Raw genomic sequence first — 15,390 nt, forward strand, 5'->3', positions numbered from 1 at the left:
AGCGGCGCCTGGGGCGTGCTCCGGGTGCTCGGTCGTGGCGGCTCGGTTCCGTGCCGGTCAGTACGACGAGCCGGCGGCGCCGAGTGCGCCGGTGGGGTGCCAGACCGTCTTGGTCTCCAGGAATCCCAGCATCCGCTCGGTGCCCGGGTCCGCGGTCCAGTCGACCGGGGCGGGACGGCGTACACGCTTGAGGTTGTCGGCCGCGGCGATCTCCAGCTCCACCGCCAACTCCCCCTCCGCGCCGGCGAGATCGATCGCGTTGACGTCCTGGTGCGAGGCGAGCGGCGGGCCCAGCTCGGCCGCCCGGCCGGACAGCACGTTGACCACGCCGCCCGGCACGTCGGAGGTGGCGAGCACCTCGGCGAGCGAGAGCGCGGGCAGCGGCGAGCGCTCGGAGGTGACGACCACGACCGTGTTGCCGGTGACGATCGCCGGGGCGACCACCGAGACCAGGCCGAGCAGCGAGGACTCCTGCGGGGCCAACACCGCGACGACGCCGGTGGGTTCGGGTGTCGAGAGGTTGAAGTACGGGCCGGCGACCGGGTTCGCGCCGCCGGCGATCTGCGCGACCTTGTCGGACCAGCCCGCGTACCAGACCCAGCGGTCGATCGCCGCGTCCACCCGGGCGGCGGCCGCGGCCGGCGCGATCCCCTCGGCGTCGGCGACCTCGGCGGCGAACTGCTCCCGCCGGCCCTCCAGCATCTCCGCGACCCGGTAGAGCACCTGACCGCGGTTGTACGCGGTCGCCCCCGACCAGCCGCCGAACGCCTTGCGGGCGGCGGAGACCGCGTCGCGCGCGTCCTTGCGGGAGGAGAGCGGCGCGTTGGCGAGCCAACCACCCTTGGAGTCCGTCACCTCGTACACCCGTCCGCTCTCCGACCGCGGGAACTTGCCGCCGACGAAGAGCTTGTACGTCTTCAGCACGCCCAGTCGCGGTGCGCCGCCCGAGCCGCCCTGCGAGGACTGCTTCCCGGCGGCCGGTCCCGAAGCCCCGGCCGCGTCCGCCGACTTGGCCGCCGTGGCCGACTTGGCAGGCCCTGACTTCCCGGCCGCCGCCTTCGCGGACCTGCCCGGCTTTCCGGCGCCGCCCGGTCCGCTCTTCCCGGCTGACTTCTTCTTCGCTGCCGACTCAGACATCGAGGTAGGCCTCCAGACCGTGCCTGCCGCCCTCGCGGCCGAAGCCCGACTCCTTGTAGCCGCCGAACGGCGAGGTCGGGTCGAACTTGTTGAACGTGTTGGCCCAGACGACACCGGCCCGGAGCCGGTTCGCCATCGCCAGGATGCGCGAGCCCTTCTCCGTCCAGATGCCGGCGGACAGCCCGTACGGGGTGTTGTTCGCCTTGGCGACCGCCTCGTCGGGGGTGCGGAAGGTGAGCACCGAGAGCACCGGGCCGAAGATCTCGTCCCGCGCGACCGTGTGCGCCTGGCTGACCCCGGTGAAGAGGGTGGGTGCGAACCAGTAGCCGGAGCCCGGGAGTTCGCACTCCGGCGACCAGCGGGTGGCGCCCTCCGCCTCACCGGTCTCGGCGAGCGCGGTGATGCGGGCCAGCTGCTCGGCGGAGTTGATCGCGCCGATGTCGGTGTTCTTGTCCAGGGGGTCGCCGATCCGCAGCGTGCCGAGCCTGCGCTTGAGCGAGTCCAGCAGCTCGTCCTGGATCGACTCCTGGACCAGCAGCCGGGAGCCCGCGCAGCAGACCTGGCCCTGGTTGAAGAAGATGCCGTTGACGATGCCCTCGACGGCCTGGTCGACGGGGGCGTCGTCGAAGACGATGTTGGCGCCCTTGCCGCCCAGTTCGAGGGTGAGCTTCTTGTCGGTTCCGGCGACGGTGCGGGCGATCTGCTTGCCGACCGCGGTGGAACCGGTGAAGGCGACCTTGTCCACGTCCGGGTGGGCGACCAGGGCCGCGCCGGCGGCGCCGTGCCCGGTCAGGATGTTCACCACGCCGCGCGGCAACCCGGCCTGGCGGCAGACGTCGGCGAAGAAGAGCGCGGAGAGCGGCGTCGTCTCGGCGGGCTTGAGCACCACGGTGTTGCCGGTGGCCAGCGCCGGGGCGATCTTCCAGGCGAGCATCAGCAGCGGGAAGTTCCACGGGATGATCTGCCCGGCCACGCCCAGCGGCTTCGGCTCGGGGCCGTAACCGGCGTGCGAGAGCTTGTCGGCCCAGCCCGCGTGGTAGAAGAAGTGCGCGGCGACCAGGGGGAGATCGGCGTCGCGGGTCTCGCGGATCGGCTTGCCGTTGTCCAGCGTCTCCAGCACGGCCAGCTCGCGCGAGCGCTCCTGGAGGATGCGCGCGATCCGGAAGAGGTACTTGCCGCGCTCGGCGCCGGGCAGCGCCGACCAGGAGACGAAGGCCCTGCGGGCGGCGCGCACGGCGGCGTCGACGTCCGCCTCACCGGCGTCCGCGACCTCGCTGAGCACCTCCTCGTTGGCGGGGGAGACGGTCTTGAAGACCTTGCCGTCGGCGGCCTCGCGGAACTCGCCGTCGATGAACAGCCCGTAGGACGGCGCGATGTCGACGACCGACCGGGACTCAGGTGCGGGTGCGTAGTCGAAAGCCATGTGTGTCGTCAGTCCACCGTCACGTAGTCGGGACCGGAGTAGCGCCCGGTGCGCAGCTTCTGGCGCTGCATCAGCAGATCGTTGAGCAGGCTGGAGGCGCCGAAGCGGAACCACCGGCCGCTCAGCCAGTCCTCGCCCAGCGTCTCGTTCACCATCACCAGGTACTTGATGGCGTCCTTGGAGGTCCGGATGCCGCCGGCGGGCTTGACGCCGATCTGGACACCGGTCGCGGCGCGGTAGTCGCGCACGGCCTCCATCAGCAGCAGCGTGTTCGCCGGGGTCGCGTTGACCGCGACCTTGCCGGTCGAGGTCTTGATGAAGTCCGCGCCGGCCATCATCGCCAGCCAGGAAACGCGGCGGATGTTGTCGTACGTGGACAGCTCGCCGGTCTCGAAGATCACCTTGAGACGGGCGTCCTCGCCCTTCTCGCGGGCGCACGCCTCCTTGACGGCCCTGATCTCCTCGAAGACCTGGAGATAGCGGCCGGAGAGGAAGGCGCCGCGGTCGATGACCATGTCGACCTCGTCGGCGCCGGCGGCCACCGCGTCGCGGGTGTCGGCGAGCTTGACCGGCAGCGCCGCGCGGCCGGCGGGGAAGGCGGTCGCCACCGAGGCGACCTTGATCCCGGTGCCGCGCAGCGCCTCGGCGGCGATCCCGGCCATGTCCGGGTAGACGCAGATCGCGGCGACCGCCGGTGTCTGCCGGTCGGTCGGATCGGGGTGGGCGCCCTTGGCGCACAGCGATCTGACCTTGCCTGCGGTGTCGGCGCCCTCCAGCGTCGTCAGGTCGATCATCGAGATCGCCAGATCGATCGCGTACGCCTTGGACGTCGTCTTGATGGAACGGGTGCCGAGAGTGGCGGCGCGGGCTTCCAGACCGACCGCGTCGACACCGGGCAGGCCGTGGAGGTAGCGGCGCAGTGCGGCGTCGGACGCGGTGGCGTCGGCCAGCGCGGCGGTCCCGGCGGTGGCTGTGGTTGTCACGGGAGGCATGCTCACCAGACGAGCATATCTACGCGCGTAGCGACCTGTCATCCCCCGGATCGAATCCGATCCGGGGGATGACCCGCGTCTCAGCCGCCCCAGCCGCGGGCGGCCGGCTCGGAACCGGAGGGGGAAGCCGCGGCCCCGCCGGTCTCCGGGGCCCCGCCTGCCGTCGGGGTGTCGCCGACTGCCCGAGCCCCGCCGGTCTCCGGGGTCCGGTCGCCGGTCGGGTCCTCGGCGGAGTCACCGGCCGGCAGTACGGCGCGCACGACGAAGCCGCCGTCCTCGTGCGGGCCGGCGGTGAGGGTGCCGCCGAGCAGTTCGGCGCGCTCGCGCAGACCGGTCAGCCCGTTGCCGCCCGCGGGGAGCGACGGTGTGCCGTCGGGCGCCACGGGGGAGTTGCGTATCTCCACGACCAGCGCCCGTCCACCGGCACCGGAGCACCCCGCCGACCCGGCCGGCGCCGACGGTCCTGCCGCTCCGGTGGAAAGGGTCACCGTCACCGCGGCCTGCGGCGCGTACTTGCGCACATTGGTCAGCGCCTCCTGGACGGTGCGGTACGCGGCTTCGCCGACCGTGGGCGGCCAGTCGCCGGGCGCCGTCGAACCGTCGTCGAACAGGGCGTCCAGCCCACTGGTCTCCACCAGCGACGGCAGCTCGGCCAGCCCCTGCCGGCCGCGCGGTGCCCGCAGCACGCCGACCAGATGCCGCAGCTCCTCCAGTGTGCTCACGCTCAGCCCGTGGATGGTCCGGCCGATCTCCTGGCTGCCCGGCTCGGTGGAGGTCACCTGGAGGGCGCCCGCCTGCAGCGAGATCATGCTGACCCGGTGCGAGACCAGATCGTGCATCTCGCGGGCGAGCCGCGCGCGTTCCTCGACGACTGCGCGTTCGGAGAGCAGTTCGCGCTCGCGCTCCTGGGTGCGGGCCAGCTCCGCCAGGCGGTCCGAGAGCTGCGCGCGGGTGCGCACCAGCCGCCCCGTGGCGGCCGGGCCGGCGCTGAGCATGGCGGCCGAGAGCAGTCCGAAGAGGGCGTCCTCGAAGTTGAACGGCTCCTCCTCGGTGGGCAGCCAGGGACCGAGCCCGGCCACGAAGAGCAGCAGTACGCAGCAGACGAGCGTCCGCCGTCGCCGTACCTGCCGGGCCACCTGGTAGAGCGCGGCGAGCGGCGCGATCAGCAGATAGCCGTCGAAGGCCACCGGCAGCGTGAGCACGAACACCGCCAGCGGCCAGCGCCGCCGAAACAGCAGCGCGGCCACCGTCAGTACGTGCCAGACCAGCTCCCAGGCGCTCGCGAAGCTCAGGATCGTCAGCAGCTCCAGCGCCGAGGGCACCACCACGACGGCGGTCTCGGCGGCGGAGGACAACCGCCGGGTGCGGGCCGGAGCGGACCGTGCCGACCGCGGTGCGAGGCGGACGAACGGGCCCGGCCTCCCCGCGCCGGAACGTCCGGTCCGGCCGTCGGGCCACCACCGCACCACTCGTACCTCCACGTCAGCAGCGTGGAAGCAGCATGGTGCAGGAGCCGGAGCGGGGACAAGCGGGCCGGGTGGGGGCGGTGCGAATGATGCGGGACTGAGATTCGCGCCCTCCCGGGGGTGCGGCACAATCGGGACCATGACCACTCCGGAGACGACCTACGCGGACCGCTGCTACCGCTCGGGAGCCGCGCTGCTGGGAGGGGTGCTGATGTTGGCGCTCCTGGCCTGGCTCGGCGGCGACGCGGTGCTGCGCGGTGAGGGCCGTGCACCGCTGACCGCGCTGACCGCGATGCTGGCTCTGGCTCCGCTGATCGTCGCCTTCACGCTGCGCCCCGCGGTGTTCGCGGGCGACGAGCGGCTGCGGGTGCGCAATCCGTTCCGCACCATCACCGTGCCGTGGGGATCGGTGGAGTCGCTGCGCTCCGGGTACTCCAGCGAGGTCGTCGCCGAGGGGAACACGTACCAGCTCTGGTCCGTGCCCGTCTCGCTGCGGGCCCGCAAGAGGGCCCAGCGCAACACCGCCAGGGTCGAGGCCGGCAAGAAGCCGCGCGGCGCGATGGCGGCGCTGCGCGGCGACGACCCGGAGAACTCGGGCCCCCTGCGGGCGACTTCCGACGCCACCATGGACGAGCTGCGGGAGCTGGCCGACAAGCACGCCGAGCGCACCGGCACGCTCACCGTGCGCTGGGCGTACGAGATCCTCGTGCCCGCCGCCGTCGGCGCCGTCGGGCTGCTGCTCGTCCTGGCGCTCGGCTGACCGCCTCCCCGCCGCGCAGCGAGGGGCCGGTCCGACTCCCGTCGGGCCGGCCCCTCGCTGCTGTGCGCCGCTGCGGGGCGGTCGCGGGCGCTAGATGTCCGCGGCCGAGGCGATGTCCGTCTTCAGCCGTGCCAGCACCTGGTCGGCCTTCGCCCGCGCCTCGGGCAGCTCCGCGAGCTCCGCGACCGGAACCACGACCTCCAGATAGCACTTGAGCTTCGGCTCGGTGCCGCTGGGCCGGACGATCACGCGTGCCGCGCTCGTGCCCGAGAGCTGGTAGCGCAGTCCGTCGGTCGGCGGCAGGCCGGCGCTGCCCGTGCTCAGATCGTCGGCCGCGGTGACGGTCAGCCCGGCCAGGGCGCGCGGCGGGTCCGTGCGCAGCCGCCGCATACCCGCAGCGATCAGCGAGAGGTCGCTGACGCGCACCGAGAGCTGGTCGGTCGCGTGCAGGCCGTGGCGGACCGCGAGCTCGTCCAGCAGATCGGTGAGGGTGCTGCCCTTCTGCCGCAGCTCGGCGGCGAGTTCGGCGACCAGCAGCGCGGCGGTGATCCCGTCCTTGTCGCGGACGCCCTCGGGGTCGACGCAGTAGCCGAGCGCCTCCTCGTAGCCGTAGCGCAGGCCGGGGGCGCGCGAGATCCACTTGAAGCCGGTCAGCGTCTCGGCGTGCGGCAGCCCGGCGGCGGCGGCGAGCTTGCCGAGCAGCGTCGAGGAGACGATCGATTCGGCGAAGGTGCCGCTGACGCCCTTGCGCACCAGGTGCTCGGCGAGCAGCGCGCCCACCTCGTCGCCGTGCAGCATCCGCCAGCCGTCCGGCGCCTCGGCGTCCGGGACGGCAACCGCGCAGCGGTCCGCGTCGGGGTCGTTGGCGAGTACGAGGTCCACCGGGCCGCCGGAGTCCGCTGCGGCGCGCGCCGTGGCGTACGCCAGGTCCATCGCGCCGGGCTCCTCCGGGTTGGGGAAGGCGACAGTGGGGAAGTCCGGGTCGGGTGCGGCCTGTTCGGCGACGGGTACGGGCTCGGGGAAGCCGGCGCGCACGAAGGCGTCGCCGACCAGCTCGCCGCCGACACCGTGCAGTGCGGTGTGGACGATCCGCAGCTCGCGCGGCGAGCCGGGGTCCACCACGGTGAGCGCACGGGCCAGGTACGCCTCCACCAGCTCCTCGCCGAGCACCTCACCGCCGCCCTCGGCCAGCGGAACCTCCGCGAGACTGCCGACGGAGGCGATGCGTGCGGCGATGCCGGCGTCGGCGGGCGGCACGATCTGGGCGCCGTCGCCGAGATAGACCTTGTAGCCGTTGTCGCGCGGCGGGTTGTGGCTCGCGGTGACCATGACGCCGGCGACCGCGCCGAGGTGGCGGATCGCGAACGCCAGCACCGGGGTGGGCAGCGGCCTGGGCAGCAGAGCGGCCCGCAGGCCCGCGCCGACCATCACCGCAGCGGTGTCCCGGGCGAAGTCGGCGCTCTTGTGGCGGGCGTCGTAACCGATGACGACGAGTCCGGGGCTCTCGGCGGGCGCGGTGGTCGCGCCCTCGGCGACCAGGTACCGGGCCAGGCCCGCGGCGGCCCGGACGACGACCGAGCGGTTCATCCGCATCGGGCCGGCGCCCAGCTCGCCGCGCAGCCCGGCGGTGCCGAACTGCAGTGTCCCGGCGAAGCGTTCGGCGAGCCTGGCCTGCGGCTGCACCGCCGTGCCGTCGGTCGCCTCGGCAGCCTCCAGCAGGGCGGCGAGCTCCGCCCTGGTGTCCGGGTCCGGGTCTTCGGCCAGCCAGGCGCGCGCCTGCGCGAAGAGCTCGTCGTCCTGCACGGTCACGTTCGTTGCCTCTCGGGGTGGTGGTGGCCGGCACGGGAGCCGGCCCGTTCGTGGTGCGGACGCCCGCGGGCCGGTCGGTCGGTGGCGACGCGACGCCTGGGGCGGTCCGACCGTCACCGGGTTCCACGTCCACCCGTTCCCGAACCGGCGGGACCCGAACCGGCGGGACCCGAACCGGCACGGGGCCGACGGGGACGGGACCCGCCCGGTCCGGAGCACGGCGGGACCTGCGGGGTCCGGACGCGGATCAGATCCGGCCGAGCACCTGGGCGAGCAGGCTGCCCATGCGGCTGGCGGAGTCGCGGCCTGCCTGGAGCACCTCCTCGTGGTTGAGCGGCTCTCCGGTCATTCCGGCGGCGAGGTTGGTGACCAGCGAGATGCCCAGCACCTCGGCACCGGCCTCGCGGGCCGCGATGGCCTCCAGCACGGTCGACATCCCGACCAGGTCGCCGCCGAGCACGCGGGTCATCTGGACCTCGGCGGGCGTCTCGTAGTGCGGGCCGGGCAGCTGGGCGTAGACGCCCTCCTCCAGGGTGGGGTCGATCTCCTGGCACAGCGCGCGCAGCCGCGGCGAGTAGAGGTCGGTGAGGTCGACGAAGTTCGCGCCGACGATGGGGGAGGCGGCGGTGAGGTTCAGATGGTCGCTGATCAGCACCGGCTGACCGGGACGCATCCCGGCGCGCAGCCCGCCGCAGCCGTTGGTGAGCACGATCGTCTTGCAGCCGGCGGCCACCGCGGTGCGCACTCCGTGGGCGACGGCGGCGACGCCGCGGCCCTCGTAGTAGTGGGTGCGGCCGAGGAAGACCAGCGCGCGCTTCTCGCCCACCTTGTACGAGCGCACCTTGCCCGAGTGGCCGGCGACGGCGGGCGGCGGGAAACCGGGCAGCTCCGTGATCGGGAACTCCAGCTCGGGCGCGCCCAGCGCCTCGGCGGCCGGCACCCAGCCGGAGCCCATGACCAGGGCGACGTCGTGGGTCTGCGCGCCGGTCAGCTCGCGCAGCCGGGCGGCAGCCGCGTCGGCTGCCCCGGTCGGGTCGGTGGAGATGTCGGATGCGTTCACCCGACGAGGGTAACGCGAAAGCGGCTACGCGCGTAGAAGCCGTGTGCGACTGGGGGTGAAAACACAGGTCGGGGGCTCGGCGTTCGTACGATCCGCGGCGCGGGGCTCCGCCCTGGGCGCAGTGGGCGCAGGGGGTGTCCGGGCTCCGGACCGCGGGTGCCGGTGGGCGGCCGGCGGTCGTACGGGTGTCGGCTTGCGTCCGGTGCGCGTACGGGCGTCGGGACGGGCGCGGTCGGTGCCCGTACGGGCTGCACCGCCGGGGCCGGTTCGGTGTGCGCGGGAGGCCGGCGGTTCAGCAGGGGCGCTTGCGCAGCTCCGTCACATAGTCGTGCGGTGCTCCGGCGGACTCCGCCGCGTCCGCCAGCTCGCCGAGGTAGCGCGGCGAGGGCAGCCCGCCCTCGTAGCCGTTGAGCACGTACACCCAGGCCGGCAGGTCGCCGTCGAGCGTGTGCACCTTGATCCGCATCCGCCGGTAGATGTCGAGGCCGACGCCCTCCCAGCGGTCCATCGCGTCCTCGTCGAGCGGGGCGATGTCGTAGAGGGCGACGAAGACCTCGGACCGGGGCGCCTCGACCAGAGTGGCGAGCGCGCCTTCCCAGCCCATGTGTTCGCCGCCGAAGGTCAGGCGCCAACCGGTGATCCAGCCCGTACCCCGCAGTGGGGAGTGCGGAGCCCGGCGGGACATCAGCCGGGGATCGAGGTTCCCGGCGTATGCGGCGTAGAGCGACATGGCTTAGAGAGTACGGGAGCGCGGCCCCGGCGGGTGGGCTGCGAGGGTTCGAAATGGCACCGCCCCTCCTCGGGTCGGGTCCTCGCCGCCCTTGAGCGCGGGTCGACGAACACGCTCCGTGACGCGGCGCGTCGTCGGGGGGCGGGGGCCCGGCCGCCGCCGCCGTACGAGACACTGGAGTATGTGACTCGGATCGTGATTATCGGCGGCGGACCTGGCGGATACGAGGCTGCACTGGTGGCGGCGCAGCTCGGGGCGGAGGTGACCGTCGTCGACTGCGACGGTCTGGGCGGGGCGTCGGTGCTGACCGACTGCGTGCCGTCCAAGACCCTCATCGCCACCGCGGAGGTGATGACCAACTTCGAGTCCTCGCACCAGGAGTTGGGGATCACTGTCGGTGACGCCGCACAGGAGAGCGGGATCGGGGTCGATCTCGGCAAGGTCAACCGACGGGTCAAGCGGCTGGCACTCGCCCAGTCGCACGACATCACCGCCTCCGTCACCCGGGCCGGCGCCCGCATCCTGCGCGGCCACGGGCGGCTGGAGCCCACTCAGGCGCCGGACGGCTCCCGCGAGGTCGTCGTCACCGCCGCCGACGGCACCGAGCAGCGGCTGACCGCCGACGCCGTGCTGATCGCCACCGGTGGCCACCCCCGGGAGATCCCGGACGCCCAGCCCGACGGGGAGCGCATCCTCAACTGGACCCAGGTCTACGACCTCGACACGCTTCCGGAGGAGCTGATCGTCGTCGGCTCGGGCGTCACCGGCGCCGAGTTCGCGGGGGCGTACCAGGCGCTGGGTTCGCGGGTCACGCTGGTCTCCTCGCGCGACCGGGTGCTGCCGGGCGAGGACCCAGACGCCGCGGCCGTGCTGGAGGACGTCTTCCGCCGCCGCGGGATGAACGTGATGAGCCGCTCGCGCGCCGCCTCCGCCAAGCGGGTCGGCGACCGGGTCGAGGTCACGCTCTCCGACGGCCGGGTGATCACCGGCACGCACTGCCTCATGGCGGTCGGAGCGATCCCCAACACCGAGGGGATCGGCCTGGAGGAGGCCGGGGTCCGGCTGAAGGACTCCGGGCACATCTGGACGGACAAGGTCTCGCGCACCAGCGCGCCCGGGGTCTACGCGGCCGGCGACTGCACCGGCATCTTCGCGCTCGCCTCGGTGGCCGCGATGCAGGGCCGCATCGCGATGTACCACATCCTCGGCGAGACGGTCGCGCCGCTGAACCTGCGCACGGTCTCGGCGAACATCTTCACCGACCCCGAGATCGCCACCGTCGGCTACAGCCAGGCCGACATCGACTCCGGGCTGATCGTGGCGCGTGCGGTCAAGCTGCCGCTGCTGCGCAATCCGCGGGCGAAGATGCAGGGCGTGCGGGACGGGTTCGTGAAGCTCTTCTGCCGTCCCGGCACCGGCATCGTGGTCGGCGGTGTGGTCGTCTCGCCGCGTGCGAGCGAGCTGATCCACTCGCTGGCGATCGCGGTGGACAACAATCTGACGGTCGAGCAGATGGCCAACACCTTCACCGTGTACCCCTCGCTCTCGGGTTCGATCGGTGAGGTCGCCCGGCAGCTGCACACCACCAAGGCCGCCCAGGGCTGAGCCCGTTCAGCGCCCGTCAGGCGCCCCGACCCGCCCGTTCCGGGCCCGGGTCGGGGCGTTTTTCGACGGTGAACGGGCAGCGGCGGTGGGTAGTTGTACAACGCCGGACCGGGCGTATACCACGCAGTCGAAGCAGAGGCGAACAACTTCGGTAAATCGCGGCAATCCGCTGAAAGCAGACGGTCGTTCGCGTTACGGTCTGTTCTGTGTTCGCAGCAGAACGTCGTCAATTGATCCTCGAAATGGTGCGGGCGAACGGGGCCGTGTCGCTCCGTGAGCTTGCCCGAGTCGTCCAGACCTCAGAAGTCACCGTGCGCCGGGATGTCCGCGCGCTGGAGGCGGAAGGGCTGCTGGACCGCCGTCACGGCGGTGCGGTCCTGCCCGGTGGGTTCACCAGGGAGTCCGGTTTCCCGCACAAATCGCATCTCGCGACCGCGGAGAAGACCGCCATCGCCGAGGTGGCGGCCGGTCTCGTGCGCGAGGGCGAGGCCGTGGTGGTGGGCGCGGGTACGACCACCCAGGAGCTCGCCCGCAGACTCGCCCGGGTGCCCGGCCTGACCGTGGTCACCAACTCCCTGCTCGTCGCGCAGGCACTGGCGCACGCCAACCGCGTCGAGGTGGTGATGACCGGGGGCACGCTGCGCGGCTCCAACTACGCACTCGTGGGCAGCGGCGCCGAGCAGTCGCTCCAGGGGCTGCGGGTCTCGCGCGCCTTCCTCTCCGGCAGCGGACTGACGGCCGAGCGCGGTCTGTCCACCTCCAACATGCTCTCCGCCAGCGTCGATCGTGCGCTGGTCCAGGCGGCGGCGGAGGTGGTCGTACTGGCCGACCACTCGAAGCTGGGCACGGACACGATGTTCCAGACGGTGCCGACCGATCTCATCACCCATCTGGTCACGGACGACCCGCAGAGCGGCGAGGACCGCGCCGGCGCGGAGCTCCAGGCACTGGCGGACCAGGGCGTGCAGATCGCCATCGCCGGCCCCTCGGCCCCGGAGGGCGGCAGCGCGCGCCGGGAGGCGCTGCCGGAGCAGCGCCGCAACCCCCTGGGGGGCGGCGGCGGTTCGGCGCTCCGGGTGGCGGGGGCCGCGGCCCAGGTCGCGGATCTGGGCCACCGCAGACGCTGACCGCGAGCGCGGACCGCGGAGACACAACTGCCGGTGCGGCGCGGGCGATTCGCCCGCGCCGCCGTACGTCGTGAGCCGTTCGTCGCGAGCCGTACGTCGTGAGCCGGTCGGTGGGCGGGAAGCGCGGTTCGCACGGCGTGGGCGGGAGTTGGGCCGGAGCCGGGCCCGGAGCCGCGGGACGGGTGTGCTCCGGCAACTGCCGTACTCGGGACGGCGCCCGCAACAGCGCAGGCGCCCCGCCGTAGGTCGATTGCCCTACGGCGGGACGCCTGGTGTGCCCGAGATACGCGGATCGCCGTACGGCGGTCGCCCGACACCGGCTCGCCGTACGGCTGCGCCTGGGCAACTTCCGTACGGCGGACGGCTTACGGAAGCGTCAGTCCTTGATCTCGCAGATGACCGTGCCGGAGGAGAGGGAACCGCCGACCTCCGCCGCGAGCCCCTTGACGGTGCCGGCGCGGTGCGCGTTCAGCGGCTGCTCCATCTTCATGGCCTCCAGGACGACGATCAGCTCGCCCTCCTCGACCTGCTGGCCCTCCTCGACCGCCACCTTGACGATGGTGCCCTGCATGGGTGAGGCGAGCGCGTCGCCGGAGGCGGCCGAACCGCCGGACTTCTTGCCGGCCTTGCGGCGTGCGGGCTTGGCGCCGCCTGCGACCGCGGCGCGGGCGAGGGGCATGCCGAGCGAGGACGGGAGCGAGACCTCCAGCCGCTTGCCGCCGACCTCCACCACCACGGTCTCGCGGCTGAACTCGCCGTCCTCGTCCTCGCCGCCCGGGGCGGCGAACGGCGGAATGTCGTTGACGAACTCGGTCTCGATCCACCGGGTGTGGACGGTGAACGCCTTCTCGCTGCCGGTCAGTTCGGGGGCGAAGGCGGCGTCGGCCACGACCTTGCGGTGGAAGGGGATGGCGGTCGCCATGCCCTCGACCTGGAACTCGGCCAGCGCACGGGCAGCGCGCTGGAGCGCCTGGCGGCGGGTGGCGCCGGTGACGACGAGCTTGGCGAGCAGGGAGTCCCAGGCCGGGCCGATGACGCTGCCCGACTCCACGCCCGCGTCCAGGCGCACGCCCGGGCCGGAGGGCGGGGCGAAGGTCGTGACGGTGCCGGGGGCGGGCAGGAAGTTGCGGCCCGGGTCCTCGCCGTTGATCCGGAACTCGAAGGAGTGACCGCGCAGCGGCGGGTCGTCGTAGCCGAGCTCCTCGCCGTCGGCGATGCGGAACATCTCGCGCACCAGGTCGATGCCGGTGACCTCCTCGGTGACCGGGTGCTCCACCTGGAGACGGGTGTTGACCTCCAGGAAGGAGATCGTCCCGTCCTGGCCGACGAGGAACTCGCAGGTGCCGGCGCCGACGTAGCCGGCCTCGCGCAGGATGGCCTTGGACGCCCGGTACAGCTCGGCGTTCTGCTCCTCGGTCAGGAACGGCGCGGGGGCCTCCTCGACCAGCTTCTGGTGGCGGCGCTGGAGGGAGCAGTCACGGGTGGAGACGACCACGACGTTGCCGTGGGTGTCCGCCAGGCACTGGGTCTCCACGTGGCGCGGCCGGTCGAGGTAGCGCTCGACGAAGCACTCGCCGCGCCCGAAGGCCGACACCGCCTCGCGCACCGCGGAGTCGTACAGCTCGGCGACCTCGGTGAGTTCGCGGGCGACCTTCAGACCGCGGCCACCGCCGCCGAAGGCGGCCTTGATGGCGATCGGCAGGCCGTGCTCCTCGGCGAAGGCCACGACCTCGTCCGCACCGGCGACCGGGTCCTTGGTGCCGGCGACCAGAGGCGCGCCGGCCCGCTGGGCGATGTGCCGCGCTGCGACCTTGTCGCCGAGGTCGCGGATCGCCTGCGGGGGCGGGCCGATCCAGGTGAGGCCGGCGTCGAGCACGGCCTGGGCGAAGTCGGCGTTCTCGGAGAGGAAGCCGTAGCCGGGGTGGATGGCGTCGGCGCCGGAGTCCTTCGCCGCCTTGAGCACCTTGGAGATGTCCAGGTAGCTGGCCGCGGGGGTGTCACCGCCCAGGGCGAATGCCTCGTCGGCCGCGCGCACGTGCAGTGCGTCCCGGTCCGGCTCCGCGTAGACGGCTACGCTCGCGATCCCGGCGTCCCGGCAGGCACGGGCTACGCGGACAGCAATTTCGCCTCGGTTGGCGATGAGCACCTTGCGCACGATGGCTCCCTCCGTGAAACAAGCTGAGTTTAGGTACTGGCAACACCGCGCGCAGAGCCACCCCAGGGCGTGAGCTTGCCCACACGAGCGGTGGCAACGGGCCAGAGCGGGACTCAAATCCCTTGTGTACCAAGGTACGCCGCCCTTCAGTGTTCGCCGCCCGCTGTCGAGGCCGGGTGGGACTTCCGGCAGATTGGCGTTGGCGAAGAGCGGTGCTTTTTGTGGAATTCCCACGAAGAGGAAGCCGGTTCTTTGCGGTCGCGCGATTCGGCCGAGGGTGTGGACGAGGGGTTTGGTGGGGGTTCGGCGCGGGTCGGGGAGAGGGCTTGGCGAGGTTCGGGCGAGAGGTCGGCCGACGGTCGGGCGCGGTGGGGTGCGGCGCGCGGTACCGCCGGCGCCGGGCGCGGTCCGGGGGATGCTCTGCCGGCCGGAAGGTGCGGCTTGTGGTCTTGCCGCCCGCACTACCCGCTAGTAGCGTGCCGGTCGCAGCGGGCGTACTCGCGGTAACAGTACGGAAGTTGGGCAGGTTCCGGATGAGTCAGAGGCGCGCGACAGCGATCGTGACAGCAGTCGCCCTGCTGGTGGAGGGCGTCGTACTCGCCACCCTGCTCTGGGTGTTGGCCGTCTTCCTCCAGCGGCAGGAGATGTCCCTGGACGGGATCGGCCCGGGAACGCTCGCGCTCGTGACCCGTGGTGCGGGGGCGCTGCTCGGCCTCGGTCTGGCCCTCTGCGCGCTGCTGGTGCTGCGCGCCGGGTTGCGGGACCGCCCCCTCGGCTCTGCCGTGCGGATCGCACTGATCGCCTGCGCGGTCACTCACGGTGTCCTCGCGGTCCTCGCCGTCGCCCTCGTCGGCTGGGGAACGTTCCTGGTGCCGGCGACGGTGCTCGGTCTGCTGGTCTGGACGCTGCTGGAGCACTCCCCGCCCGGGCCCCGAGCGCCCGCCTCCGCTTCGGGCCCGACCGACCCGGACTCGTCCGGGTCGGTGTCCTCCGGCCCGGAGGCGTCCGGCCCGGAGGTCTCCGGTTCCGGTGTGCCGTCGCGCCCGGCGGGGCCGAGCCCGGTCGCCTGAATCGCAGCCGGGAGTCGGGAGTCGTTGACTCGCCGAGTCGAACTCCCGGCCGAGGT

Annotated in this window: 12 protein-coding genes; 4 read left to right on the forward strand and 8 right to left on the reverse strand. The window is 72.9% G+C overall.

All coding sequences use genetic code 11. The features are described 5' to 3' along the window. Window positions 1–57: 57 nt before the first annotated feature. From MTQ01_RS06370 to MTQ01_RS06385, 4 genes are all read right to left on the reverse strand, one after another. Window positions 58–1,137 carry an aldehyde dehydrogenase family protein gene (locus MTQ01_RS06370; protein WP_247487289.1) on the reverse strand — a complete coding sequence of 360 codons (1,080 nt, stop codon included), beginning with the start codon at window positions 1,135–1,137 and terminating at the stop codon, window positions 58–60. Beyond that, window positions 1,130–2,560 (reverse strand): aldehyde dehydrogenase family protein, encoded by a 1,431-nt coding sequence (locus MTQ01_RS06375; protein WP_247487292.1) that lies wholly within the window; start codon window positions 2,558–2,560, stop codon window positions 1,130–1,132. The genes MTQ01_RS06370 and MTQ01_RS06375 overlap by 8 nt, the downstream gene beginning before the upstream one ends. 8 nt (window positions 2,561–2,568) lie before the next feature. Further along, window positions 2,569–3,552 carry a deoxyribose-phosphate aldolase gene (gene deoC, locus MTQ01_RS06380; protein WP_247487788.1) on the reverse strand — a complete coding sequence of 328 codons (984 nt, stop codon included), beginning with the start codon at window positions 3,550–3,552 and terminating at the stop codon, window positions 2,569–2,571. 80 nt (window positions 3,553–3,632) lie between these two features. After that, on the reverse strand, window positions 3,633–5,033 hold the full coding sequence (locus tag MTQ01_RS06385) for a histidine kinase (RefSeq protein WP_247487294.1): 1,401 nt from the start codon (window positions 5,031–5,033) through the stop codon (window positions 3,633–3,635). 124 nt (window positions 5,034–5,157) lie between these two features. On the opposite strand from MTQ01_RS06385, the gene MTQ01_RS06390 reads away from it, so the two are divergent. Next, a complete protein-coding gene (locus MTQ01_RS06390) occupies window positions 5,158–5,778 on the forward strand; it encodes a PH domain-containing protein (protein WP_247487295.1) in 621 nt (206 codons plus the stop codon). Between the two features lie 90 nt (window positions 5,779–5,868). Here the strand turns inward: MTQ01_RS06390 and MTQ01_RS06395 are convergent, their stop codons facing one another. The 3 genes from MTQ01_RS06395 to MTQ01_RS06405 form a co-directional block, all read right to left on the reverse strand. Further along, a complete protein-coding gene (locus tag MTQ01_RS06395) occupies window positions 5,869–7,587 on the reverse strand; it encodes a phospho-sugar mutase (protein WP_247487297.1) in 1,719 nt (572 codons plus the stop codon). Between the two features lie 247 nt (window positions 7,588–7,834). Next, a complete protein-coding gene (locus MTQ01_RS06400) occupies window positions 7,835–8,647 on the reverse strand; it encodes a purine-nucleoside phosphorylase (RefSeq protein ID WP_247487299.1) in 813 nt (270 codons plus the stop codon). Window positions 8,648–8,939: 292 nt separating this feature from the next. Beyond that, the gene (locus MTQ01_RS06405; protein WP_211039112.1) at window positions 8,940–9,377 is read right to left on the reverse strand and encodes a gamma-glutamylcyclotransferase; all 438 of its coding nucleotides are present in this window, start codon (window positions 9,375–9,377) and stop codon (window positions 8,940–8,942) included. A gap of 174 nt (window positions 9,378–9,551) precedes the next feature. Here MTQ01_RS06405 and MTQ01_RS06410 point away from each other — a divergent pair, with 174 nt between their 5' ends. Further along, the gene (locus tag MTQ01_RS06410; protein ID WP_247487790.1) at window positions 9,552–10,982 is read left to right on the forward strand and encodes an NAD(P)H-quinone dehydrogenase; all 1,431 of its coding nucleotides are present in this window, start codon (window positions 9,552–9,554) and stop codon (window positions 10,980–10,982) included. Window positions 10,983–11,188: 206 nt separating this feature from the next. Continuing rightward, the gene (locus MTQ01_RS06415) at window positions 11,189–12,109 is read left to right on the forward strand and encodes a DeoR/GlpR family DNA-binding transcription regulator (protein ID WP_247487301.1); all 921 of its coding nucleotides are present in this window, start codon (window positions 11,189–11,191) and stop codon (window positions 12,107–12,109) included. Between the two features lie 376 nt (window positions 12,110–12,485). On the opposite strand, the gene MTQ01_RS06420 is transcribed toward MTQ01_RS06415, so the two are convergent. Continuing rightward, on the reverse strand, window positions 12,486–14,264 hold the full coding sequence (locus MTQ01_RS06420; protein ID WP_247487303.1) for a biotin carboxylase N-terminal domain-containing protein: 1,779 nt from the start codon (window positions 14,262–14,264) through the stop codon (window positions 12,486–12,488). Between the two features lie 533 nt (window positions 14,265–14,797). Between MTQ01_RS06420 and MTQ01_RS06425 the strand changes: the two genes are divergently transcribed. Next, entirely contained in the window at window positions 14,798–15,334 is a 537-nt protein-coding gene (locus MTQ01_RS06425) for a hypothetical protein (RefSeq protein WP_247487304.1), read from the forward strand. The last annotated feature ends 56 nt before the right edge of the window (window positions 15,335–15,390 follow it).

The organism is Streptomyces sp. XM4193 (genome assembly GCF_023072595.1).
In the GTDB taxonomy this organism is placed as follows: domain Bacteria; phylum Actinomycetota; class Actinomycetes; order Streptomycetales; family Streptomycetaceae; genus Streptomyces.

Coding starts and splice junctions, on each gene's coding strand:
- MTQ01_RS06375 (WP_247487292.1), bottom strand. CDS start 2,560: ATGGCTTTCGACTACGCACCCGCACCTGAGTCCCGGTCGGTCGTCGAC.
- MTQ01_RS06390 (WP_247487295.1), top strand. CDS start 5,158: ATGACCACTCCGGAGACGACCTACGCGGACCGCTGCTACCGCTCGGGA.
- MTQ01_RS06370 (WP_247487289.1), bottom strand. CDS start 1,137: ATGTCTGAGTCGGCAGCGAAGAAGAAGTCAGCCGGGAAGAGCGGACCG.
- MTQ01_RS06425 (WP_247487304.1), top strand. CDS start 14,798: ATGAGTCAGAGGCGCGCGACAGCGATCGTGACAGCAGTCGCCCTGCTG.
- MTQ01_RS06405 (WP_211039112.1), bottom strand. CDS start 9,377: ATGTCGCTCTACGCCGCATACGCCGGGAACCTCGATCCCCGGCTGATG.
- deoC (WP_247487788.1), bottom strand. CDS start 3,552: ATGCCTCCCGTGACAACCACAGCCACCGCCGGGACCGCCGCGCTGGCC.